Source organism: Spirillospora sp. NPDC029432, from assembly GCF_040703975.1.
Taxonomy (GTDB): Bacteria; Actinomycetota; Actinomycetes; order Streptosporangiales; family Streptosporangiaceae; genus Spirillospora.
The window spans coordinates 1-21,238 of sequence record NZ_JBEZWH010000027.1 but is presented as its reverse complement, the minus strand read 5'-3'; the positions used below and the strand labels follow the sequence as shown (position 1 = coordinate 21,238).

Below are 21,238 nucleotides of genomic sequence, written 5' to 3'. Positions count from 1 at the left end.
GGGAGGTGACCCGGAGATGACGACGACACAGGCCGCCCCGGCGCTGGAGGCGCGCGGGCTGGTCAAGCGGTTCCCCGGCGTGACGGCGCTGGACGGGGCCGGGCTGGTCTGCCGGCCGGGCCGGGTGCACGCCCTGCTCGGCGAGAACGGCGCGGGCAAGTCCACCCTCGTGCGGATCCTGACCGGCAACCACCCGCCCGACGAGGGCGAGCTGCTGATCGGCGGGGAGCCCGTCCGGCTGGACGACCCGCGGCAGGCCCTCGCGCACGGCGTGACGGCCGTCTACCAGGAGCTGACCGTACTGCCGGAGCTGTCCGTCCTGGACAACGTGATGCTCGGCCAGGAGGTCGCGCGCCGCGGCCTGCTCGACCGCGGCCGGCAGCGCGACACGGCGAAGGCCGCGCTCGGCCGCGTCGGCCTCGGCGACCTGGACCCGCGGGCGCGGGCCGGGACGCTGTCGGCCGCCACCCGGCAGCTGGTCGAGATCGCCCGCGCGCTCGTGCGCGGCAGCCGCGTGCTGCTGCTGGACGAGCCGTCCGCGCTGCTGTCGGGCGAGGGCCTGGACGCGCTGCACGCGGTGGTCCGCGAGCTGACCGCCGACGGCGTCGCGATCATCTACATCACGCACCGGCTGGAGGAGGTGCGGGCGCTCGCCGACGACGTCACGATCCTGCGCGACGGCCGGCTCGTCTCCTCCGGTCCCGTGGCGGACTACCCGGTCGACCGGATCGTCCGCGAGATGGTCGGCCGGGACGTCGACGCGGTCTTCCCCGACCTCGCCGCCCCCCGGGACGAGGACGTGCTGGCCGTGCGGGGGCTGGTGCCGGCGGGGCGGTCCGCGCCGCCGCTGGACCTGACCGTGCGGGCCGGGGAGATCGTCGGCGTCGCGGGCCTGCTCGGCTCGGGCCGCAGCACCCTCCTGCGCACCCTGGCCGGCGTGATGCCGCGCTCGGCGGGGACGGTCACCGTGAACGGCTCCGCCGTGCGCGGGTCGCTGCGCGCGGCCGTGGACGCGGGCGTCGTCCTGGTGCCCGAGGAGCGCAAGACCGAGGGCCTGGTGCTCGACCTGCCCGTCCGGGCCAACACGACGCTGTCGAGCCTGCGGTCGGTCGCCCCCGGCGGCTGGCTGTCGGGCGCCCGCGAGCGCGCCGCGTTCGAGGAGGAACGGGACCGGTTCGGGATCCGGGTGTCGGGTCCCGGGCAGCGCACCGGGCAGCTGTCGGGCGGCAACCAGCAGAAGATCGTGCTGGCCAAGTGGCTGCGCACCGGCCCGAAGGTGCTGCTGCTGGACGAGCCGACCCGCGGCATCGACATCGGCGCCAAGACCGAGATCTACCGGATCATCGCCGAGCTGGCCGCCCAGGGCCTGGCCGTCGTGTTCGCGTCCAGCGAGCTGCCGGAGGTGACCGGGCTGGCGCACCGGGTGCTGGTGTGCCGGGACGGCCGGGTCGCCGGCGAGCTGACCGGCGACGGGATCGACGAGGAGCGGATCATGCACCTGGCGCTCGGCACGCGCGACGGCGGAGACGAGGTGGCGTCATGAGCGTCATGACCGCGCCGGGCGGCCGCACCGCCGGGCGCTCGCCGGGGGACGTGCTCGCCGCCGCGGCCCGTACCGGGCTGGCGGCCTGGGCGATCGTCGCCGTGCTGGTGGCGGTGCTGACCGTGGCGGACCCGGGCGGGTTCTGGGCGGCGGCCAACATCGCCAACGTGCTGACGGCGACCGTCGTGCTCGGGCTGGTGGCCCTGGGGCAGCACCTGGTCGTGCTGACCGGCGGCATCGACCTGTCGGTCGGCTCCACCGCGACGCTGTCGGCGCTGCTCACCGCGATGCTGATCGACGGCTACCCGATCCGGACGATCCCCACGATCATCGCGATGCTGGCGCTGGGCGCCGCGATCGGCGTCCTGCACGGGCTCATCGTGGCGCGGACGACGATCCCGGCGTTCGTGGTGACGCTGTCGACGTTCTACCTGATCCAGGGCATCGCGTTCCTGATCAGCACCACCCCGGCCGGGCAGGTGACCCGGGCGCTCGCCGCGGTGGGCATGCGGCGCGCCGGGCCGTTCCCGCTGGCGCTGGCGGTGCTGGCGGTCGCCGTGGCGATCGTGGCCGTGCTGCTGCACCGGACCCGGTTCGGCCGGCACGTCCACGCGGTCGGCGGCGACAAGGAGGCGGCCCGGTCGGCGGGCGTGCCGGTGCGCCGCACGCTGCTGCTCGCGTTCATGATCGCGGGCACGCTGGCCGCGGCGGCCGGGGTCATGCTGGCCGCGCGCGCCACGATCGGCTCCCCCAGCGCGGGCCAGGGCCTGGAGCTGTCGGCCATCACGGTCGTGGTGGTGGGCGGCGCCTCGCTGCTCGGCGGCCGGGCCAGCCTGGTCGGAACGCTCGGCGGCGTGACGCTGCTCGCCCTGGTGGAGAGCTCGTTCACGCTGCTCCAGCTCCCCGCCACCGCCTCCGACCTGATCCGCGGCGTAGTGATCCTGGCTGCCGCCGCACTCTTCGTACCGAGGACCAACGATGACTGACGCTCCCGAACCTCCTTCTCTGCCCCCTCTGCCGGTCGTGCCGCACGTGGTCGGCCTGGGCGAGTCGCTGCTGCGGCTCTCCCCGCCCGGGCACCGGCGGCTCGACCACGCCACCGGGCTGGACGTGGAGGTGGGCGGCGCCGAGATGAACGCGCTGATCGCCGCCGCCGGGCTGGGCCTGCCCGCCACCTGGGTGTCCCGGGTGGCCGACAACCCGCTCGGCCACCGGATCGCCGCGCACGCGCACGCGTTCGGCGTCCGCACCCACATCGACTGGGACCCGGACGCCCGCGCCGCGCTGTACTTCGTCGAGCAGGGCGTGCCGCCGCGGCCGTCGGAGGTCCTGTACGACCGTTCCGGCACCGCGATGCGGGACCTCACCCCGGACGCGTTCGACTGGAAGACCCTGACCGACGGCGCCGGCGCGGCGCTGAGCAGCGGGATCACCTGCGCGCTCGGCCCCGGCCCGGCCGCCGCCGTGGCGGCGCTGCTGTCGGCGGCGCGCGGCAACGGCGCCGTCACCGCGTTCGACGTCAACCACCGCGCCCGGATGTGGACCTGGGAGGAGGCCGTCCCGGTGCTGCGGGGCGTGCTGCCCCACGTGGACGTCCTGCTCGCCAGCCGCCACGACCTGCTGCGGCTGCTGCCGGACGCCCCCGCCGGCGCCGCGGTGGCGGAGCTGGCGCGGCGGGCGATCGGGGAGTTCGGCCACGAGATGGTCGTGCTCCGCGAGACCGAGCAGCTGCCCGGACGGCGGATCGCCGCCCGCGTCACCGCCGTCACCGCCGCCGGGGAGCACGCCGGCGGCACCCACGAGGCCGACGTCGTCGACACGTTCGGGGCCGGGGACGCCGCGCTCGGCGTCCTGCTCGCCGCCCTGCTCGCCGGCGACGGCCCCGCCGAGGTCGCGGACAAGGCGGCCTGGGCGGGCGCGTTCCAGCACACCATGCCCGGCGACGCCTGCCCGATCCGCCCGGCGGACCTGGCGCGGCGCGGGGCCGAAGGACGGAGGATCCTGCGATGACCCCGGTGACCGGGCGGGAGTTCGGCGGCGCGATCGCCATCCTGCGGATGACCGACCACGCGCACATCGTCGAGGTCGGCACCGCGCTGTACGAGGCGGGCCTCACGGCCATGGAGGTCACCTTCGACCATCCGGACGCCCCGGCCGGGCTGCGCGCGCTGCGCGCCGCGCTGCCCGCCGGCGCGCTGCTGGGGGCGGGCACGATCCGTACCCGCGCGCAGGTCGAGGAGGCGGCGGCCTGCGGCGCCCGCTACTGCGTCAGCCCGCACACCGACACCGGGCTCATCCGCGCCGTGCTGGGCGCGGGGCTGGAGCCGCTGCCCGGGGCCACGACCGCGACCGAGGTCGCCGCGGCGCAGGACGCGGGCGCGCGGCTGATCAAGCTGTTCCCGGCGGGCGCGCTCGGGCTGCCCTACCTGAAGGCGCTGCGCGGCCCGTTCCGGGAGGTGTCGTTCATCCCGACCGGCGGCGTCCGGCACGACGCGGTCGGCGACTGGCTGGCGGCGGGCGCGGTGGCGGTGGGGCTGGGCTCGGACCTGGTCCCGGCCGCGCCCGGCCCCGGTGACGTGCCGGGGATCGCGGAGCGCGCCGCGACGGTGGCGGCGCAGATCGCGGCGGCCCCCGCGGCGGGGACACCGTGATCGTCGACGCGCACCTGCACGTCTTCCGCCCGGCCGCCGTGCGGCGCCGGGCGGTGGACGAGCTGGCCCCGGCCGGCCGGGACGCCCCGGCGCGGGACCTGCTCGCCCTGATGGCGGCCGCCGGGGTCGACCGGGCGGTGCTCGTACCGCTCGGCCCGGAGGACGAGTACGTGGCCGAGGCGCGCGCCGCCCACGCGCGGCGGTTCGCCGCGGTCGCGGTCGCGGGCCCGGAGATCCAGGGAAGGCGCCCGGGATCGGGCCCGCTGGAGGCCCTGCGCGGGCGGCTCGCGCAGGGCTTCTCCGGCCTGCGCACGCAGTGGCTCGGCGAGCCGGGCCGCCCGCTGGCCGACAGCCCGATGCTGCCGGTGCTGCGGGAGCTGGCCGAGCGCGGGCTGCCGCTGTGGAGCTACCTCCCGCCCGAGCAGCTCCCGCTCCTGCGCGAGCTGCCGGGCGCGGTGCCCGGCCTGCGGATCGTGCTGAACCATCTCGGGTTCGCGCCGCACGGCATGCGCGTGGACGAGCACGGCCGGCCGTACTTCGAGGACCCGTTCCCGCCGCCCGTGGTGGAGACGGTCCTGGAGCTGGCCCGCTGCCCCGACGCCTACCTGATGTTCTCCGGGCAGTACGCGCTGTCCCGGGAGGCGCCGCCGTACGCCGACCTGAACGGCGTCGTGCGCGCGTTCGCCGACGCCTACGGAGCGGACCGGATGCTCTGGGCCTCCGACTATCCGTGGACCCGCGACGTCCCCGGGTACGGCGAGCTGCTCGGCCTGGCCGGGCACGCGCTGCCCGGGCTGTCGGCCGCCGAACGCGCCGCGCTGCACGGCGGCACCGCGCTGTCCCTGTTCCCCGAACTCGCAACGAAGGAGGCCTGATGCCGTCCATCGCGCCCAACGCCGAGCGGATGCCCCGGTCCGGGATCCGCGCCATCATGGACCTGGCCTGGCGGCTGCCGGACCCGGTCATCGGGCTGCACGTGGGCGAACCGAGCTTCGCCACGCCCCGGCACGTCCTGGACGCGGCGGCCCGGGCCTACGCCGAGGCGCGCACCCGGTACGTCCCCAACGCCGGGGTGACCGAGCTGCGCGAGGCGATCGCCGCCAAGCTCCGCGACCTCAACGGCATCGCCGCCGCGACCACCGAGCAGGTGATCGTGACCGCGGGCGGCATGCAGGCGCTCCAGCTCGGCATGAGCTCGGTCGTCGGCGCGGGCGACGAGGTGCTGATCCCCGACCCGGGCTGGCCGAACTTCAACATGCTGGTCCAGCTGCTGCAGGGCGTGCCGGTCCGCTACGAGCTGCGCCCGGAGAACGGCTTCCAGCCCGACATCGCCGATCTCGCCGCGCTGGTCACCCCGCGGACGCGCGCGATCGTGGTGAACTCGCCGTCCAACCCGCTCGGGACCGTGCTGCCCGCCGCGGCCGTCGAGCGGCTCGTCGCCTTCGCCCGCGAGCACGACCTGTGGCTGGTCTCCGACGAGTGCTACGAGGAAATCACCTTCGACGGGCCGCACGTCAGCCCCGCCGTGTACGACACCGACGGCCGGGTGATCAGCTGCTTCAGCTTCTCCAAGACGTACGCGATGACCGGGATGCGCGTCGGCTACGTGCTGGCGCCGCCGGTGCTGGCGCCCGTCTGCGCCAAGCTCCAGGAGCCGCTGGTGGCGTGCGTGAACGCGCCCGCGCAGTACGGCGCGCTCGCGGCGCTGACCGGGCCGCAGGACCAGAAGGCCGAGGCGCGCGACGCGTACCGCGCGCGGCGGGAGGCGGCCACCGCGGCGCTCGACGAGGCGGGGCTGCCGTACCTGCGTCCCGAGGGCGCGTTCTACCTGTGGGTGGACGTGTCGGACCGGTGCGGCGACGACGTGACCGAGTGGGCCGTCCGGCTCCTCCAGGAGGAGCATGTCGCGGTCGCGCCGGGGACGACGTTCGGCCCGCACGGCGCGGGCTGGATCCGGCTCTCCCTCGCCACGGCCACCGAGGACCTGCTGGAGGGCATCGGGCGCATCGTCCGCTGCCGCTGAGCACGGCGGCGGCGGGCGGCCGCGGCGGTCAGCGTGGCGGTCAGCCGTGGCGCAGGCGGCGGCCGGAGATCTCCTGCGGTTCGATCCGGATGTAGACGGGGCGGTCGCCGCCCGGCCACGGCTCGACGGACGCGCCCGCCGGGCGCTCGTGGTCGGGCAGGTGCTCGCCGCCGCCGCGCAGCAGCACGCTCCAGCCCTCGTGCCGCTCCTCGTCGATCCGGTCGACCTCGAACGCGATCCGGACCGCCGCGCCGGTCAGGACGGTGGCCAGGCTCTTGTTGAGGCGCCCCTCCAGGCTGGTACGGAAGATCACCGCCGTGCCCTCGACCGCGTAGTTCACCGGGATGACGGCGGGCCCCTCGCCGTCGTCGAAGGCGACCCGGCCGATCCCGCCGGGCGAGATCAGCTCCAGGCACTCCTCGGTGTCCAGCTCCTCGAGGACGGGACGGTCGGCGGCCGGGCCCGGTCCGGCAGGTGTGTTCATGGTCGGGGTCCTTCCCCCGTTCCCCGGCTCTCACGCCCGCCCCGCCGGCCGCGGCGATCAGCCTCGACGATCAGCCCCGGCGGGTCTCCAGGAACTCGCCGATCCGGCCGATCGCCTCTTCGAGGTCGTCGGCGTACTGGAGCGTCACCACGCGGAAGTGGTCGGTGGCGGGCCAGTTGAAGCCGGTCCCCTGGACGATCAGGATCCGCTGCTGCTCCAGCAGGTCGAACGCGAACCGCACGTCGTCCTCGATCCGGTACACGTCCGGGTCCAGCCGCGGGAAGACGTACAGGGCGCCGTCCGGCCGGGCGCAGCTGACACCGGGGATGTCGTTCAGCAGCTTCCAGGCGCGGTCGCGCTGCTCGCCGAGCCGGCCGGTCGGCAGCACCAGGTCGTCGATGCTCTGGTAGCCGCCGAGCGCGGCCTGGATCGCGTGCTGGCCGGGGACGTTCGGGCACAGCCGCATGTTGGCCAGGATGTCCAGGCCCTCGATGTACGACTCGGCGTGCTCGGTCGGGCCGGACAGGATCAGCCAGCCGGAGCGGAAACCGGCGACCCGGTAGTTCTTGGACAGCCCGCCGAAGGTGAGGCACAGCAGGTCGGGGGCCAGCGAGGCGATGGAGACGTGCTCGGCGCCGTCGTACAGGATCCGGTCGTAGATCTCGTCCGCGAAGATGATCAGGTTGCGGCGGCGGGCGATCTCGACGATGCCCTCCAGGACCGGGCGCGGGTAGACGGCGCCGGTCGGGTTGTTCGGGTTGATGATCACGATCGCCCGGGTGCGGTCAGTGATCTTCGCCTCGATGTCCTCCAGCGACGGCGCCCAGGCCGCGGCCTCGTCGCACAGGTAGTGGACGGGCGTCCCGCCGGTCAGGGAGACGCCGGCCGTCCAGAGCGGGTAGTCCGGCGCGGGGATCAGCACCTCGTCGCCGTTGTCGAGCAGCGCCTGCAGCGTCATCACGATCAGCTCGGACACGCCGTTGCCGAGGTAGACGTCCTCGACGTCCACGCCGAGGATGCCCTGTTCCTGGGCGCGCTGCACGACGGCGCGGCGGGCCGGGAGGATCCCCTTGGAGTCGCTGTAGCCGTGCGCCTCCGGCAGGTTGAGCACCATGTCCTGGAGCAGCTCGGGCGGGGCCTCGAAGCCGAACGGGGCCGGGTTGCCGATGTGCAGCTTCAGGATCCGCTGCCCCTCGGCCTCCAGCTGCTTGGCCCGCTTGAGCACCGGGCCGCGGATGTCGTAGCAGACGTTGGTGAGCTTGCTCGACTGATTGACCTGCATGGACGCAGCATATCCGCGGCGATCAACGCGTTTTCGTCACGGGGTGGGCGGCGGCCGCCGGGCGGCCGCCCGGGTCGCGGCCGCGATCCCCGCCGCGGCCACGGCGATGACGATCAGGCCGATCCGGAAAGGCGGCGCGGTGACCGGAGCGTCCCGCGCCCGGACCAGGGCCCAGCCCAGGAACAGCCCGAGCCCGGTGCCCGCGGCGGTGCCGTACAGCACGGTGATCAGCGCCTCCCACCGCGCGTTCACCCGGGCCCGCGACCCGGCGGCGCCCGGCTCGCGGGCCCGTTCGCGCGCCGACAGCGCCAGCGTGCCGGCCATGCCGAGCACCACGACGGCGATCGCCAGCGCGAGCATGCCGTCCACGGCGCCGCGTAACGCGCCCGCGCCCGGCGGCAGGCGGGCGGCCGAGGCGCGCGCGGCCCCGGCGAGCACCGCCAGCGACGCGACCGCCCCGGCCCCCGCCATGACCGCGCAGCCCGCCCGGGCCGTACGGCGCGGCTCGCGGGCGGTGTCCTCGCCCGCGAGGTTCGCGGCGTGCCGGGCGGCGAGCGGGGCGAGCGGCGCCGTGACGGCCACCGCCATCGCGGCGCCGACACCGGCCATGCTGGCCGAGCCGATCAGCGCGCCGGTGAGGACGGCCCCGGCGGCGACGGCCGCCAGCACGATCCAGACGAGCACGCGCGGCACCGGCGGCGCGGGACCGCCCTCGCGCGGCGCGACCGCCGGCGGCACCCGCACCGCCCGTACGGCCGGGGGCAGGGCCGCCAGCAGCGTGCCGCCCAGCCCGGCCGGTACGGCGAGCAGAGCGGCGTCCCCGGCGATCGGCGGCCCGGTCCCGGAGGGGGCGAGGAGCGCGGCGCAGCCGATCCCGGCCGCCAGCCCGGCGAGGGTGCCCGCGGCGCCGACGGCGAGGGCCTCGGCCGCCGCGATCCCGAGCACCTGGCCGCGCGTGGCGCCCAGCGCCCGCAGCCGCGCGTACTCGCGGGCGCGCCGCGCGTGCGTGCGCGCGAACGCGCCGTGGACGCCGGCCCCCGCCGCCACCAGCGCGACCGTCCCGAAGATCCCCGGCACGCCGCGGAGCAGCGCCAGGGACCCGCCGCGCTCCGGGCCTGGCGGGTGGAGGCGGTCCAGGCCGGCCGTGACCGTGCCGCCCAGCGCCAGCGTCCCGGCCAGCCACGTCACGCCCAGGAACACCGCCGCCAGCGGGCCCGCCGCCCGTTCCCGCGCAGCGCCGAACGCGAGCCTGACCGCCACCGGGGACCCCGTCGTCTCCGCCATGGACGCGATCGTCGTCCCCCGGCCTGCCGCCCGTCGTCGGGTGAGGAGCGTCACCCGGGCTGCATCCACAGGTGCAGGGAGCCGGGAGCCCGTACACCGCAAGGCGTACGCGCGTCTCCGGCGGCGGGCGAATAAGACGCGATGTCCAATTGTGATGCGCGCAACATACAAGCAGGCTTGCTTGCTTGTAACCGCGCTCGTACCTTCGAGGTGTGTCAGTGAGCGAGCGACGGCGCCACCACCGCCGGCACGGCGGGCGGCGCACCCAGGCCCAGCGGCGGACCGAGACCCAGCAGCGGCTGCTGGACGCGACCGCCGAGGCACTGGCCGATCTCGGCTGGTCGGGCCTGTCGACGACCGAGGTGTCGCGGCGCGCCGGCGTCTCGCGCGGCGCGCAGCAGCACCACTACCCCACGAAGATGGCGCTGGTCGCCGCCGCGCTGGAGCACCTGCTGGACCGGCTGCGGGCCGAGTACGAGCAGGCGTTCGCCGACCTCCCTCACGACCGGCGCGACGTGGCCGGGGCCCTGGACCTGTTCTGGGACACGCTGCGGCAGCCGCCCGCGATGGCGCTGCTGGAGCTGGCCCTGGCCGGCCGTACCGACGAGGACCTGCGCGTCCTCAGCGTCGACCTCAACGAGCGCGTGATCCAGATCGTCAAGGAGGTGTTCCACGACCTGTTCCCGGAGACCCTCCCGCCGGATCTCGTGGACACCCTGATCCGCGGCCTGTTCGCCCTGCTGGTCGGGCTGTCGCTGCAGAACTCGCTGGACGGCGACGCCGGCGGCCACCAGGCCGCCGTGCTGGCGCAGCTCAAGGACTTCGCCCGGCTGCTCGTCCCCGACACCGGCGCCGTACCGGGTACGGCCGCCGGGGCGGCCCCCGCGGCCGCGCCCGCCCCCTGACCCCGACTCCACCCCTGAGCACGACCCGCGAGGGAGCGCCCGACATGACCGAAGCCCCCACCGACCTCGCCGAGGAAGTCCGCGAGCAGGTCAAGGACCGCGGCTCCTACCACGGCGTCATCGACCGCCTCAACAAGGCCTCCGTCGACAAGCACTGGGAAGCGTACGTCGACATCCCCTGGGACGACCCCGAACTCCAGATCGACCCGAACGACCCCCGCTGGATCCTCGGCGAGATGGACCAGCTCGGCCGGACCGAGTGGTACCGGTCGCAGCCGGTCGAGGTCCAGGCCCAGATCGGGCTGTGGCGGGTGGCCACCGCGATGAAGATCGGGCTCCAGTTCGAGAACCTGCTCAAGCGCGGGCTGCTGAACTACGCGTACTGGCTGCCGAACGGGCGGCCCGAGTTCCGGTACGTCTACCACGAGACGACCGAGGAATGTCATCACGGCATGATGTTCCAGGAGTTCGTGAACCGCACGAAGATGCCGATCCGCGGCATGCCCCGGGCGCTCACCACGCTCGCCCAGGTCGCGCCCTGGATCCCGCTGGTCAACACGGAACTGTTCTTCATCTTCGTGCTCGGCGGCGAGGACCCGATCGACTACGTGCAGCGCAAGAACCTCAAGGGCGGGCACATCAAGCACCCGCTCGAAGAGATGATCATGAAGATCCACATCGCCGAGGAGGCCCGGCACATCTCGTTCGCCCGGCACTACCTCAAGCACCGGGTGCCGAACCTGAGCAAGGGCCGGCGGCGCGCCATCGGCATCGCCTCGCCGCTGATCCTCGGCTGGATGGCGCGGATCATGCTCTCCCCGCCCGGGCCGATGGTCAAGCGCTTCAACATCCCGCCGGAGGTCGTCCGCGAGGCGTACAAGGACGGCGCCCACATGGACGAGGTCAGCGACTCGGTCGGCAAGGTCCGCGACCTGATGGCCGAACTGGGCCTGATCACCCCGGTCAACCGCCGGCTGTGGAAGGCGCTGGGCATCTGGGACGAGCCCAAGGCGCGCCGGACGTCCGGCCCCCGCCGCGCCGCCAAGGCCGCCTGAGCCGCTCCGTTCCCGCCCGCCTCCCGTGCGAAAGTGCGCGGGAGGCGGGCGGGAGTGTTGCCCGGGACGGGTGTTCAAGGGGACGCGGCCGCCCTAGACTCGGCGCAATTCAACACGGCATCCAATATGGGAGCGGAGCAGCGATGAGCATCGCTATCGTGACCGGGGGCGCGTCCGGCATCGGCCGCGCGATCGCCACGGCACTGGTGGCCCGCGGCGACACCGTCGTCGTCACCGACATCGACGAGGCCGGCGCGGGCAAGGTCGCCGACCGGCTCAACACCCTCGGCCGCGGCAAGGCGACCGCCGCCCGGCTCGACGTCACCGACGCCGCCGCGGTCGCCGAGGCCTACGGCGCGGTACGCGACGAGCACGGCGCGCTCGACCTGGTGTTCAACAACGCCGGCATCGCGATCGGCGGGCTGGCCGAGGAGCTCACCCTCGACCACTGGAACCGCGCGATCGACATCAACCTCAAGGGCGTGGTGCACGGCGTGCACGCCGCGTACCCGATCATGCTGGAGCAGGGCTCCGGGCACATCGTCAACACCGCCTCGCTCGCCGGGCTCGTCCCGATGCCGATCGGCATCCCCTACACCGCCACCAAGCACGCCGTCGTCGGCCTGTCGCTCGGCCTGCGCGCCGAGGCCGCCGGCCGCGGCGTCAAGGTCAGCGTCGTGTGCCCCAGCTTCGTCGACACCCCGCTGCTCGCCAACGTCAACCCCGGCCTGCCCGAGACGCCGATGAGCGGCGACGCCAAGAACGACATCGCCAAGGCGTCCCCGCGGCTCTACACCGCCGAGAAGCTCGCCCGCGACATCATGCGCGGCGTGCGCCGCAACCAGGCGCTCATCGTCGCCCCGGCGCACGGCCGGGCCGCCTGGCGCGGCGTCCGCCTCAACCCCGGCGCCGCCGTACGGGTCGCACAGCTCGCCGTGGACCGGATCCGGACCGACAAGCGGTGAACCGCCCCCGGGGTCACCGCGGGCTGTAGCAGGGCGCGTCCAGCCGGTGGCTCTTGGCCGTCGGCCCCGCGAAGAAGTCCGTGATGACGCGCGTTCCGGTGTACTGCCGCTCGTCGGGACGCGAGATCACCGACTCGCGGAACGCCGCCGAGTTCGGCGTGCCGGAGAAGTCGCCCGCGTGCGCGGGCAGCATGCCCTCGTAGTCGACCCGCGTCACCTGGCCGAGCGCCTCGTACACGCCCTCCCGCGTCAGGTTCCCGTTCGCCGCCGCCTTCTCCAGGACCGTCTTGAGCGCGTACGAGAGCGTCCAGCCGGTGGTGTACGAGTCGTCGGGGTCCACCCGGCCGAGCGCCTGGCGCATCGCGGTGTGCCCCGGCGAGTCGTACGCGAACGGCTTCCAGGGCGCCACGTACCAGAACTTCTCCTTCAGCACCGGGAACGCCGGCGACCGCAGCAGCTCCTTGACGAAGGTCGGGTTGCTGCCCATGAACTCGCCGCGGAACCCCGCCGCGACGGTCTTGGCGACGATGGCCGCGGCCTCGGCCGGGCCGGTCGTCAGCATCACCACGTCCGGCCTGCGCTCCACGATCGTCCTGATCGCCGCGTCCTGTGCCGCCGCGCCCTGCTTCGTGGGCACCTCCGAGTACGACAGCCCGCGCGCCCGGGCCGCGGCCTTCGCGCCGGCCGCCGCGTCGCCCCCGTAGTCCCCCGGGAAGTAGACCGCCATCGCGCTGCGGGCCCCCAGGTTGTCGACCGCGTAGTCGACGGCGTTCATGGCCTCGAAGCAGTACGACGCCCCCGCCTCCAGGATGACGTTCTCGAACTCCCACTTGGACGGGTACGAGGCCGGCACCGCGATCATCCGGCCGGCCCGCAGCTCGGTCAGGATCGCCTCGGTCGTCGGCGACCCCAGGCTCTGCGCCAGCGCCAGCACATCGTCCTTGATCTCCTGGAAGGCGCGGCGGTGCGTGGCGGGGTCGTACTTGTTGTCGCGGACGTACGTGCGCGCGTCGATGTCGTACCCGCCGATGCCGCCCTGCCGGTTGATCCGGTCCCAGAACACCTGCTGCGCCCGCGTCAGCGGCACCCCCAGCGACTTGAACGGCCCCGCCGACAGGTCGGAGATGATGCCCAGGTAGATGCACCCGTTGTCCTCGTTGACCGGCTGCGGGCACGGCTTCCGGGTGACGCCCGGCGCCGGCGACGCCGAGTCGCCGTCGCCCGCACCGCCGCAGCCCGCCGCCAGCAGCGCCAGCAGCGCCGCCCCGGCCAGCAGGGCCCTGCCCCTGCGGCGGAGCCTGTCAGAGCGCACGGAGTCCATCGATCACTTCCTTGAGAATGCGCACGTCGGGACGGTCCGCCTGGAGGACCGGTGTCTGGACCTCCAGCAGGCCCCGTTCGATCAGATCGCCCAGCAGCACCCGGACCACGCCCACCGGCAGCATCAGGTCGGCGGCCAGCTCGGCCACCGACACCGGGTTGAGGCAGCGTTCCAGGATCCGCTCGTCCTCGGGCCCCAGCGTCGCCGGCTCCGGCATCGGCACCTCGGCCGTCACCACGACCGAGATCAGGTCCAGCTCGCCGCCGCGCTGGCGGGTCCGCCCCCGCGCGACGGCGAACGGCCGGACCACCGGCCCGGCCTCCTCATCGACCCACAGGTCGTCCGGCCCGTCCCCGGACATCACTCGCCGCCGCCCCCGGGGTGCTCCGGCCCACGCTCGCCACCGCCGCCCGGCTCGGCCTCGTCCCGGCCGCGCCGCCAGCCGCGCTGCATCGTCGCCATGAGATCGCGGGCGGCCTCAGGCGACCGCACCGCCGGCTCGTCGTCGTCCTCCGCCGCCGGCGGCTCCGGCGGGGCCGCCCGCCTGAGCTGCGGCGCGAGACTGGCCTGCCGCCGCCTCCTGGGCAGCGGAAGCTCCCCGGTCGTCAGCGTCGGCGGATGCTCGACCCCACCCGCACCCCGCCCCGAGCCTTCGCCACCCCTGGAAGAACTCGAATACTCCCCCGCCCCACCGGACGCGGAGCCTTCCCCCGACCCGCCAGACGCCGCATACTCGCCCGACCCGCCGGCCGCCGCGCCTTCTCCAGGGCCATAGCTGCTCGCGTACCCACCCCTGCCGCCGTACTCGCCCGACCTGCCAGGCGCCGCGTACTCGCCCGACCCGCCGGGCGCCGCATAATCACCCCACCCGCCGGAACCCGCGCCCTCGCCCGACCCGCCAGAGGTCCCGTACTCACCTGAACCGCCGGAACCGGCCTGCTCACCTGGGCCGCCGGGCGCCGCATACTCGCCCCACCCGCCAGAACTCGCGCCCTCACCCGGCCCGCCGCTGCCGCCGTACTCGCCCGACCTCCCAGAGGTCGTGTACTCGCCTGAGCCGCCGGAACCGGCGTACTCGCCCGACCCGCCGGACGACGCGTAGTCGCCCCACCCGCCGGAACTCGCGCGCTCGCCTGTTCCGCCAGGGGTCGCGTACTCGCCTGTGCCGCCGAAGCTCGCGTAACCGCCCGATCCGCCAGAGGTTCCATGCTCGCCCGAGCCACCGGTTCCGGCGTACTCACCAGATCCGCCAGAGGTCCCGTACTCGCCAGGACCGGCGTTCGCGGCCTCGCTCGTTCCGCCGGGGGGCGCGGGGGCGGCTGGGGTGCTGGGGGACGTGTACTCGCCGGAGACGCTGCGGCCGGGGGCGTCGCCCCAGGGGGCGGTGCCGGGGCCGGTCGGGCCGGCGAAGCCCGTGGGGCCGATCGACGCGATGGGGCCGGTCGCCTCGCTGGGACGTCCTGGCACTTCGCTGCCGGGCTCGGTGGGGACGGGCGCGGCGAGCGCGGGTACGGCGCCGGACGGGCCGGCGGCGATCGGGGCGGGCTTGCGGCGGCCGGCCGCCGGGTCGATCTCGCCCGGCTCCACGACCAGGTCCGGCGGGACCAGCGCGATCGCGATGACGCCGCCGTACGGCGAGCCGCGCAGCGTGACCTTGATGCCGTGCCGGGCCGCCAGCCGCGCGACGACGAACAGGCCGAGCCGGGCGCTGTCGTCCAGGTCCAGCTCGGGGTCCGTCGCCAGCAGCCGGTTCAGCTCCTCCATGGTCTCCGGGTCGATGCCGAGGCCGCGGTCCTCGACCTCCAGCGCGAAGCCGTGCGCGACCTGCTGGCCGGTCACCCGGATCGGGGTGCTGGGCGGGGAGAACGTGGCCGCGTTCTCGATCAGCTCGGCCATCAGGTGGATGGTGTCGGCCACGGCCGGGCCGCTCAGCGCGGTCCGTCCCATCGGCACGACCTCGACGCGGGCGTAGTCCTCCACCTCGGCGGCCGCGGCGCGCGCCACGTCCACGAGCCGGACGGGGTTGCGCCAGCTGCGGCCGGACGGGCGCCCGGACAGGATCACCAGGCCCTCGGCGTGCCGCCGCATCCGGGTGGCCAGCGAGTCGAGCTCGAACAGCCGCTCCAGTTCGTCCGGGTCCTCGGTGCCGCGCTGCATCGCCTCCAGCATCCGCAGCAGCCGCTGCAGCAGCGACTGGTTGCGGCGGGCCAGGGTCACGAACACCTCGTTCAGCCGCTTGTGCGCGGCCGCCTCGCCCTCGGCCGCGCGGACGACCTCCCGGCGGGCCTCGCCGAACGCCCGGTCGATCTGCGCGATCTCCGTCACCCGGAACGCCCCGGCCGCGCGCGGCGCCTCCTGCGGGACGGGCTCGCCCCGCCGCGCCCGCTCGCTGATCTCCGGGAGCCGGTGGTGCGCGAACTCCGACACGGCGGCGGCCATGTCGCGGCTCTCCACGATCAGCCGGCGGCCGGCCCGCACCGCGACGACGATCGCCACCACGACCGCGACCAGCCCGAGCCCACCCATCAGGCCCAGCCGCAGCAGCACGCTACTGGCCTCGTCGCGGGCGCGCGCGGTCGTGGCGGACCGGATCGCGTTCGAGAACCCGGCCAGCTGGGCGTCCGCGGACTCGGTGGAGGTGTGCCAGGCGCCGATGTCGACGGCGGGCCGCCGGTCGGTGGCGCCGCCGCGCATCAGCCGGTCCTCCAGGTCCTTGAACCGGGTGAACTCGGGGCCGGAGACGATCCGCTCGTACGCGGCGCGCTCGGCGGGCGGCAGGCCGCGCGAGGCGTCGTCGTACAGGAACCGGTGCGCGCCGGCGAACTGCACCAGCTGCAGGTGCTCCTGGTCGCCCAGCCGCCCGGCGGCCAGCGCGCCGGTGACCAGCGCGTCCTCGCGGGAGAGGTTCTCCCTGGCGCGTTCCAGGGTGCGCAGGATCCGGTTGGCCCGCACCAGCTCGGGGTCCAGCGAGTGGACCTCGTCGTAGATCTCGGCGGCCAGCTCGATGTACTCGGTGTAGCGGCCGAGCGCCTGCGCGCGGTCCAGCGCCCGCCCGTCCACGGAACGGCGCAGCTCGTCCAGCCCGCCGAGGGCGCTCGCCAGCCGCGCCATCCGCTCCCGCGTCGCGGGCCGGGTCGCGCCCGCGATGTCGCCGTCGGCCGCCGACCGGCGGAACAGGTCGCGGGTGCGGTCGGTCTCGGCGCGCTGCGCGTCGAACCCGGCGCGGCCGATCGTGGCGTCGTCGCCGAGGAACGACAGCGACATGCGGCGCTCGTCCTGCAGCGCCGCGATCATCTGGTCGGTCGGCCGCAGCACCTTCTCGGTGAACGTGCGCGCCCGCGTCTGCCGGAGGCTGTCCTGCAGCGACTGGGCCGCGGCGAACGCCCACAGCGCCACCAGCGCGGTGACCGGCAGGACCAGCAGGACCACGATCCTGGACTTGACGGACCTCGTACGCCCCGCCATCAGGCCCCCACGCCGGCGGCACGGACAACGCTCACGGCGCCCCCTACGTTCTCCTGTGATCCATCTCACTCGACGGTGTGAGAACCGTACTCCATCGCCGCGAGACACTCGGCCGGATTGCCTCACGGCAGGTGATTGTTACTCCCGCGTGACGAAGCGGTCGGCCGGGGGGCGGGAAACCTCATTCCTTCGATGGACCAACGCGTCCCTGCTCCACCGCGTCCCGCCGGGGAAAGTGCAGGTCGAACGCGGGACGCTCGGATCGGATCCGCGGGATCGCGACGAAATTATGCCGTGGCGGCGGGGACGACGTCGCCCACTCCAGCGAGTTGCCGAAGCCCCACGGATCGTCGGCGTCCACCCGCGGCGCGTGCCTGGCCGTCCGGTACACGTTGTAGATGAAGAACAGCGTGGAGACGCCCAGGATCAGGGCGCCCAGGCTCGACACGCGGTTCAGCGCCGTGAACTCCTCCGGGTAGTCCGCGTACCGCCGCGGCATCCCCTCGGCCCCCAGCCAGTGCTGCACCAGGAACGTCGTGTGGAAGCCGATGAACAGGAACCAGAAATGCCACTTGCCGAGCGGCTCGTTCAGCATCTTCCCCGTCATCTTCGGCCACCAGAAGTAGAAGCCGGCGAACATCGCGAAGACCACCGTGCCGAACACCACGTAATGGAAGTGCGCGACCACGAAGTACGAATCGGTGACGTGGAAGTCCAGCGGCGGCGACGCCAGGATCACCCCGGTCAGCCCGCCGAACAGGAACGTCACCAGGAAGCCGACCGAGAACAGCATCGGCGTCTCCATCGTGATCGTCCCGCGCCACATCGTGCCGACCCAGTTGAAGAACTTGATGCCGGTCGGCACCGCGATCAGGAACGACATGAACGAGAAGAACGGCAGCAGCACCTGCCCGGTCGCGAACATGTGGTGCGCCCACACCGCCATCGACAGCCCGGCGATCATGAGCGTCGCCCCCACCATCCCGATGTAGCCGAACAGCGGCTTGCGGCTGAACACCGGAATGACCTCGGTGATGATGCCGAAGAACGGCAGCGCGATGATGTACACCTCGGGATGGCCGAAGAACCAGAACAGGTGCTGCCACAGCAGCGCGCCGCCCAGGGACGGGTCGTACACGTGCGCGCCCAGCCGCCGGTCCGCCTCCAGCGCCAGCAGCGCCGCCGCCAGCACCGGGAACGCCATCAGCACGAGCAGGCTCGTCAGCAGGATGTTCCAGGTGAAGATGGGCATCCGGAACATCGTCATGCCGGGCGCCCGCATCCCGATGATCGTCGTGATGAAGTTGACCCCGCCCAGGATGGTGCCGAACCCGGACAGCACCAGCCCCATGATCCACAGATCGCCGCCCACCCCCGGTGAGCGGACGGCGTCCGACAGCGGCGCGTATCCCGTCCAGCCGAAGGCGGCCGCCCCGCCCGGCGTCACGAACGACAGGAACACGATCAGCCCGCCGAACAGGAACAGCCAGTAGCTGAACATGTTGAGCCGCGGGAACGCCACGTCCGGCGCGCCGATCTGCAGCGGCATGATCACGTTCGCGAACCCCACGAACAGCGGCGTCGCGAACAGCAGCAGCATCACCGTCCCGTGGATGGTGAACATCTGGTTGTACTGCTCGTTGCTCACCATCTGCAGGCCGGGCTCGGCCAGCTCGCCCCGCAGCACCATGGCCATCAGCCCGGCCAGCAGGAAGAAGACGAACGAGGTGGACAGGTACAGATAGCCGATCACCTTGTGATCGGTGGTCGTCATCCACGAGACCAGTACCGAACCCGCGGGACGCACCCGCGGCTGCGCCTCCGGTACGGGGCGGCCGAGAAGGACCATGCCGACGCTCCTGTGAACGGGGTCACTTCAACTATTCGCCGCCGCCCCACCAGACGCAAGAGACGGTTTCCCAGGGCGCATAACCTAAACAACATGGAACGCATCCTGGTGAGCGCCTGCCTGCTGGGACGGCCCGTCCGCTACGACGGCGCCGCCAAACCCGTGCACGGCGCGCTCATGGACCGCTGGCGCGCCGAGGGCCGCCTGGTGCCGTTCTGCCCGGAAGTGTCCGGCGGCCTGCCGACCCCGCGCCCGCCCGCCGAACTCGACGGGGACGCCGCCGCCGTCCTGGCCGGGACCGGCCGCGTCCTCACCGCCGACGGGACCGACGTCACGGCCGCGTTCCTCCACGGCGCCCGCCTGGCCCTCGCCGCCGCCGAACGCGCCGGCGCCCGGATGGCGATCCTCAAGGAGGGCAGCCCCTCCTGCGCCAGCCACCAGGTCTACGACGGCACGTTCACCGGCACCAAGACCCCCGGGATCGGCCTCACGACGGCTCTGCTGCGCCGCGCGGGCGTCCACGTCTTCAACGAGCACACCCTCGACGACGCCGCGGCCCACCTCGCCCGCCTGGAGGCCACCGCCTCCTGACCGCCGGCCGCGGTACCGGGCGTCAGCTTCGGGTGTTGAGGCGGGCGGCCTGGCGGGTCAGGTAGTCGCGTTCGGCGAGGTTGGGAGCCTTCCGGGCCGCCTCGGCGTACAGGCGCGCCGCCGCGTCCAGGTCCCCGGCGCGCTCGTGCAGGTACGCCGCCACCGCGGCGTGGCGGGGCAGCGAGTCGTCCAGCTCCGCGAGCGCCGCCAGCCCGGCACGCGGCCCGTCGGCCTCACCGACGGCCACCGCACGGTTCAGCCGGACGATCGGGCTGCCGGTGAGCCCCGCCAGCTCGTCGTACCACTCGACGATCTGCACCCAGTCGGTCTCCCCGGCCGTGGGCGCGTCGGCGTGCAGGGCCGCGATGGCCGCCTGGGCCTGGAACTCGCCGAGCCGGTCCCGGGCGAGCGCCACCTGCAGGATCCCGACACCTTCAGCGATCAACGCGGTGTCCCAGCGGCAGCGGTCCTGCTCCGCGAGCGGCACCAGACCGCCGTCGGGCGCCGTACGGGTGGCGCGCCGGGCATGGTGGAGCAGCATCAGCGCGAGCAGCCCCGACACCTCGGGATGGTCGATCATCGCCGCGAGTCGCCGGGTGAGCCGGATCGCCTCGGCGGCGAGGTCCACGTCACCGGAGTAGCCCTCGTTGAAGACCAGGTAGAGGACGCGCAGCACGGTGGCGACATCGCCGGGCCGGTCGAACCGCACGCCGGAGACGGTGCGCTTGGCGCGGCTGATCCGCTGCGCCATGGTCGCCTCGGGCACCAGGTAGGCGGCGGCGATCTGGCGGGTGGTGAGCCCGCCGACGGCGCGCAGCGTCAGAGCGACCGCGGACGACGGCGTCAGCGACGGGTGCGCGCACAGGAAGTAGAGCTGGAGCGTGTCGTCCACCGCGGGCGCGGGCCCGGGCTCCGGCTCCTCCCCGAGGAGGTCCTCGCGCCGGCGGCGGGCGCTGTCCGCCCGGGTCGCGTCGAGGAACCGGTGCCAGGCCGTGGTGACCAGCCAGCCCTTCGGATCCCGCGGCGGATCGTCCGGCCAGACCCGGACCGCCTTCACCAGCGCGTCCTGCACGGCGTCCTCGGCCGCCGCGAAGTCGGCTCCGCGGCGGACGAGGATTCCGATCACACTCGGCGTGAGGCTCCGGAGCAGAGCCTCGTCCATCGGTGAGGTCACTCCGTGATGGTAGGCGGCTCCGTCAGGAACGGCCGCACCTCCAGCCACTCGTGGATCGGCGCGCCGCCGGCGCCCGGGGCCGCCGACAGTTCACCGGCGAGTTCGAGGGCACGCTCGTAGGTGTCGACGTCGATCACCATCCAGCCGGCGATGAGGTCCTTGGTCTCGGCGAACGGGCCGTCGGTGACCGGCGGCCGCCCCTCACCGTCGTACCGGACGAACGTCCCCTCGGGCGCGAGCGCCTGGCTGTCGACGAACTCGCCGGTCTCCACGAGCCGGTCCGCGAAGTCGCGCATGTACTGCACGTGCGCCGAGATCTCCTCGGGCGTCCACTTCTCCATCGGCACGTCGTTGACCGAGGCCGGAGCGCCGCGGTAGTGCTTGAGCAGCAGGTACTTGGCCATCGTGGTCCTCCTCCGTACTGTGCGCCCCATCTTGGCGCATCCACTACGGGGACGGAGCCGACCGCCGCTTCTCGACACCCACCCAAAAGAATCTTGAACGTCCTCAGAGACGCCCGCCGGGCCCACTCCAGCCACAAAACCCCTGGAAAATGAAGAAGGCCCCGCCATCACTGGCGGGGCCTTCCCCTAATAAATGTCCGGCGGTGTCCTACTCTCCCACACAGTCTCCCATGCAGTACCAT

General features: G+C 73.9%; 19 protein-coding genes. 10 read left to right on the top strand and 9 right to left on the bottom strand.

From position 1 onward, the window contains the following. The first annotated feature begins 16 nt into the window (after positions 1-16). From AB0881_RS21835 to AB0881_RS21810, 6 genes are read left to right on the top strand one after another with little or no spacing between them, the layout of a single operon-like run. Complete coding sequence (locus tag AB0881_RS21835) at positions 17-1,543, top strand: sugar ABC transporter ATP-binding protein (protein ID WP_366619245.1); 1,527 nt, start codon at positions 17-19, stop codon at positions 1,541-1,543. Continuing rightward, the gene (locus tag AB0881_RS21830; protein WP_366619243.1) at positions 1,540-2,529 is read left to right on the top strand and encodes an ABC transporter permease; all 990 of its coding nucleotides are present in this window, start codon (positions 1,540-1,542) and stop codon (positions 2,527-2,529) included. The genes AB0881_RS21835 and AB0881_RS21830 overlap by 4 nt, the downstream gene beginning before the upstream one ends. After that, positions 2,522-3,553 carry a sugar kinase gene (locus tag AB0881_RS21825; protein ID WP_366619241.1) on the top strand — a complete coding sequence of 344 codons (1,032 nt, stop codon included), beginning with the start codon at positions 2,522-2,524 and terminating at the stop codon, positions 3,551-3,553. Before AB0881_RS21830 ends, AB0881_RS21825 begins: the two co-directional genes overlap by 8 nt. Beyond that, positions 3,550-4,194 (top strand): bifunctional 4-hydroxy-2-oxoglutarate aldolase/2-dehydro-3-deoxy-phosphogluconate aldolase, encoded by a 645-nt coding sequence (locus tag AB0881_RS21820; protein ID WP_366619239.1) that lies wholly within the window; start codon positions 3,550-3,552, stop codon positions 4,192-4,194. Before AB0881_RS21825 ends, AB0881_RS21820 begins: the two co-directional genes overlap by 4 nt. Further along, positions 4,191-5,069, top strand: a complete 879-nt coding sequence (locus AB0881_RS21815) for an amidohydrolase family protein (protein ID WP_366619238.1) — start codon at positions 4,191-4,193, stop codon at positions 5,067-5,069. Before AB0881_RS21820 ends, AB0881_RS21815 begins: the two co-directional genes overlap by 4 nt. Continuing rightward, complete coding sequence (locus tag AB0881_RS21810) at positions 5,069-6,217, top strand: aminotransferase class I/II-fold pyridoxal phosphate-dependent enzyme (protein WP_366619236.1); 1,149 nt, start codon at positions 5,069-5,071, stop codon at positions 6,215-6,217. The genes AB0881_RS21815 and AB0881_RS21810 overlap by 1 nt, the downstream gene beginning before the upstream one ends. A gap of 40 nt (positions 6,218-6,257) precedes the next feature. On the opposite strand, the gene AB0881_RS21805 is transcribed toward AB0881_RS21810, so the two are convergent. The 3 genes from AB0881_RS21805 to AB0881_RS21795 all read right to left on the bottom strand — a co-directional run bounded on the left by AB0881_RS21805 (position 6,258) and on the right by AB0881_RS21795 (position 9,267). Then, positions 6,258-6,701 (bottom strand): pyridoxamine 5'-phosphate oxidase family protein, encoded by a 444-nt coding sequence (locus AB0881_RS21805; protein ID WP_366619234.1) that lies wholly within the window; start codon positions 6,699-6,701, stop codon positions 6,258-6,260. A gap of 70 nt (positions 6,702-6,771) precedes the next feature. Next, positions 6,772-7,983 (bottom strand): pyridoxal phosphate-dependent aminotransferase, encoded by a 1,212-nt coding sequence (locus AB0881_RS21800; RefSeq protein WP_366619232.1) that lies wholly within the window; start codon positions 7,981-7,983, stop codon positions 6,772-6,774. A 36-nt stretch (positions 7,984-8,019) separates the two neighbouring features. Beyond that, positions 8,020-9,267, bottom strand: a complete 1,248-nt coding sequence (locus AB0881_RS21795; protein WP_366619230.1) for an FtsX-like permease family protein — start codon at positions 9,265-9,267, stop codon at positions 8,020-8,022. Between the two features lie 218 nt (positions 9,268-9,485). On the opposite strand from AB0881_RS21795, the gene AB0881_RS21790 reads away from it, so the two are divergent. The 3 genes from AB0881_RS21790 (at position 9,486) to AB0881_RS21780 (ending at position 12,192) form a co-directional block, all read left to right on the top strand. Beyond that, positions 9,486-10,172: a TetR/AcrR family transcriptional regulator gene (locus tag AB0881_RS21790; protein ID WP_366619228.1), complete on the top strand. Its 687-nt coding sequence runs from the start codon at positions 9,486-9,488 to the stop codon at positions 10,170-10,172. A gap of 44 nt (positions 10,173-10,216) precedes the next feature. Further along, positions 10,217-11,227, top strand: a complete 1,011-nt coding sequence (locus tag AB0881_RS21785; protein ID WP_366619227.1) for a diiron oxygenase — start codon at positions 10,217-10,219, stop codon at positions 11,225-11,227. A 143-nt stretch (positions 11,228-11,370) separates the two neighbouring features. After that, positions 11,371-12,192, top strand: a complete 822-nt coding sequence (locus tag AB0881_RS21780; RefSeq protein ID WP_366619225.1) for an SDR family oxidoreductase — start codon at positions 11,371-11,373, stop codon at positions 12,190-12,192. A 13-nt stretch (positions 12,193-12,205) separates the two neighbouring features. On the opposite strand, the gene AB0881_RS21775 is transcribed toward AB0881_RS21780, so the two are convergent. The 4 genes from AB0881_RS21775 to ctaD all read right to left on the bottom strand — a co-directional run bounded on the left by AB0881_RS21775 (position 12,206) and on the right by ctaD (position 18,827). Beyond that, positions 12,206-13,513, bottom strand: coding sequence for an ABC transporter substrate-binding protein (locus AB0881_RS21775; RefSeq protein WP_366619223.1), 1,308 nt, complete (start codon positions 13,511-13,513; stop codon positions 12,206-12,208). Beyond that, on the bottom strand, positions 13,494-13,874 hold the full coding sequence (locus AB0881_RS21770) for a DUF742 domain-containing protein (RefSeq protein ID WP_366619221.1): 381 nt from the start codon (positions 13,872-13,874) through the stop codon (positions 13,494-13,496). Before AB0881_RS21770 ends, AB0881_RS21775 begins: the two co-directional genes overlap by 20 nt. Next, positions 13,874-16,978 carry a nitrate- and nitrite sensing domain-containing protein gene (locus AB0881_RS21765; RefSeq protein ID WP_366619219.1) on the bottom strand — a complete coding sequence of 1,035 codons (3,105 nt, stop codon included), beginning with the start codon at positions 16,976-16,978 and terminating at the stop codon, positions 13,874-13,876. The genes AB0881_RS21770 and AB0881_RS21765 overlap by 1 nt, the downstream gene beginning before the upstream one ends. Before the next feature lie 181 nt (positions 16,979-17,159). Next, positions 17,160-18,827 (bottom strand): cytochrome c oxidase subunit I, encoded by a 1,668-nt coding sequence (gene ctaD / locus AB0881_RS21760; protein WP_366619217.1) that lies wholly within the window; start codon positions 18,825-18,827, stop codon positions 17,160-17,162. 93 nt (positions 18,828-18,920) lie between these two features. Here ctaD and AB0881_RS21755 point away from each other — a divergent pair, with 93 nt between their 5' ends. Next, positions 18,921-19,418 (top strand): DUF523 domain-containing protein, encoded by a 498-nt coding sequence (locus tag AB0881_RS21755; protein WP_366619216.1) that lies wholly within the window; start codon positions 18,921-18,923, stop codon positions 19,416-19,418. 22 nt (positions 19,419-19,440) lie between these two features. Here the strand turns inward: AB0881_RS21755 and AB0881_RS21750 are convergent, their stop codons facing one another. After that, the gene (locus AB0881_RS21750; protein ID WP_366619366.1) at positions 19,441-20,580 is read right to left on the bottom strand and encodes a DUF6596 domain-containing protein; all 1,140 of its coding nucleotides are present in this window, start codon (positions 20,578-20,580) and stop codon (positions 19,441-19,443) included. An 8-nt stretch (positions 20,581-20,588) separates the two neighbouring features. After that, positions 20,589-20,996 (bottom strand): YciI family protein, encoded by a 408-nt coding sequence (locus AB0881_RS21745; RefSeq protein WP_366619214.1) that lies wholly within the window; start codon positions 20,994-20,996, stop codon positions 20,589-20,591. Positions 20,997-21,238 lie beyond the last annotated feature (242 nt).

What these genes read in the sequence shown, in the direction of transcription:
- AB0881_RS21750 (WP_366619366.1), bottom strand. Translation starts at nt 20,580, where the DNA reads ATGGACGAGGCTCTGCTCCGGAGCCTCACGCCGAGTGTGATCGGAATC.
- AB0881_RS21810 (WP_366619236.1), top strand. Translation starts at nt 5,069, where the DNA reads ATGCCGTCCATCGCGCCCAACGCCGAGCGGATGCCCCGGTCCGGGATC.
- AB0881_RS21755 (WP_366619216.1), top strand. Translation starts at nt 18,921, where the DNA reads ATGGAACGCATCCTGGTGAGCGCCTGCCTGCTGGGACGGCCCGTCCGC.
- AB0881_RS21825 (WP_366619241.1), top strand. Translation starts at nt 2,522, where the DNA reads ATGACTGACGCTCCCGAACCTCCTTCTCTGCCCCCTCTGCCGGTCGTG.
- AB0881_RS21830 (WP_366619243.1), top strand. Translation starts at nt 1,540, where the DNA reads ATGAGCGTCATGACCGCGCCGGGCGGCCGCACCGCCGGGCGCTCGCCG.
- AB0881_RS21770 (WP_366619221.1), bottom strand. Translation starts at nt 13,874, where the DNA reads ATGTCCGGGGACGGGCCGGACGACCTGTGGGTCGATGAGGAGGCCGGG.
- ctaD (WP_366619217.1), bottom strand. Translation starts at nt 18,827, where the DNA reads ATGGTCCTTCTCGGCCGCCCCGTACCGGAGGCGCAGCCGCGGGTGCGT.
- AB0881_RS21775 (WP_366619223.1), bottom strand. Translation starts at nt 13,513, where the DNA reads ATGGACTCCGTGCGCTCTGACAGGCTCCGCCGCAGGGGCAGGGCCCTG.
- AB0881_RS21745 (WP_366619214.1), bottom strand. Translation starts at nt 20,996, where the DNA reads ATGGCCAAGTACCTGCTGCTCAAGCACTACCGCGGCGCTCCGGCCTCG.
- AB0881_RS21800 (WP_366619232.1), bottom strand. Translation starts at nt 7,983, where the DNA reads ATGCAGGTCAATCAGTCGAGCAAGCTCACCAACGTCTGCTACGACATC.
- AB0881_RS21780 (WP_366619225.1), top strand. Translation starts at nt 11,371, where the DNA reads ATGAGCATCGCTATCGTGACCGGGGGCGCGTCCGGCATCGGCCGCGCG.
- AB0881_RS21805 (WP_366619234.1), bottom strand. Translation starts at nt 6,701, where the DNA reads ATGAACACACCTGCCGGACCGGGCCCGGCCGCCGACCGTCCCGTCCTC.
- AB0881_RS21820 (WP_366619239.1), top strand. Translation starts at nt 3,550, where the DNA reads ATGACCCCGGTGACCGGGCGGGAGTTCGGCGGCGCGATCGCCATCCTG.
- AB0881_RS21785 (WP_366619227.1), top strand. Translation starts at nt 10,217, where the DNA reads ATGACCGAAGCCCCCACCGACCTCGCCGAGGAAGTCCGCGAGCAGGTC.
- AB0881_RS21835 (WP_366619245.1), top strand. Translation starts at nt 17, where the DNA reads ATGACGACGACACAGGCCGCCCCGGCGCTGGAGGCGCGCGGGCTGGTC.
- AB0881_RS21765 (WP_366619219.1), bottom strand. Translation starts at nt 16,978, where the DNA reads ATGGCGGGGCGTACGAGGTCCGTCAAGTCCAGGATCGTGGTCCTGCTG.
- AB0881_RS21795 (WP_366619230.1), bottom strand. Translation starts at nt 9,267, where the DNA reads ATGGCGGAGACGACGGGGTCCCCGGTGGCGGTCAGGCTCGCGTTCGGC.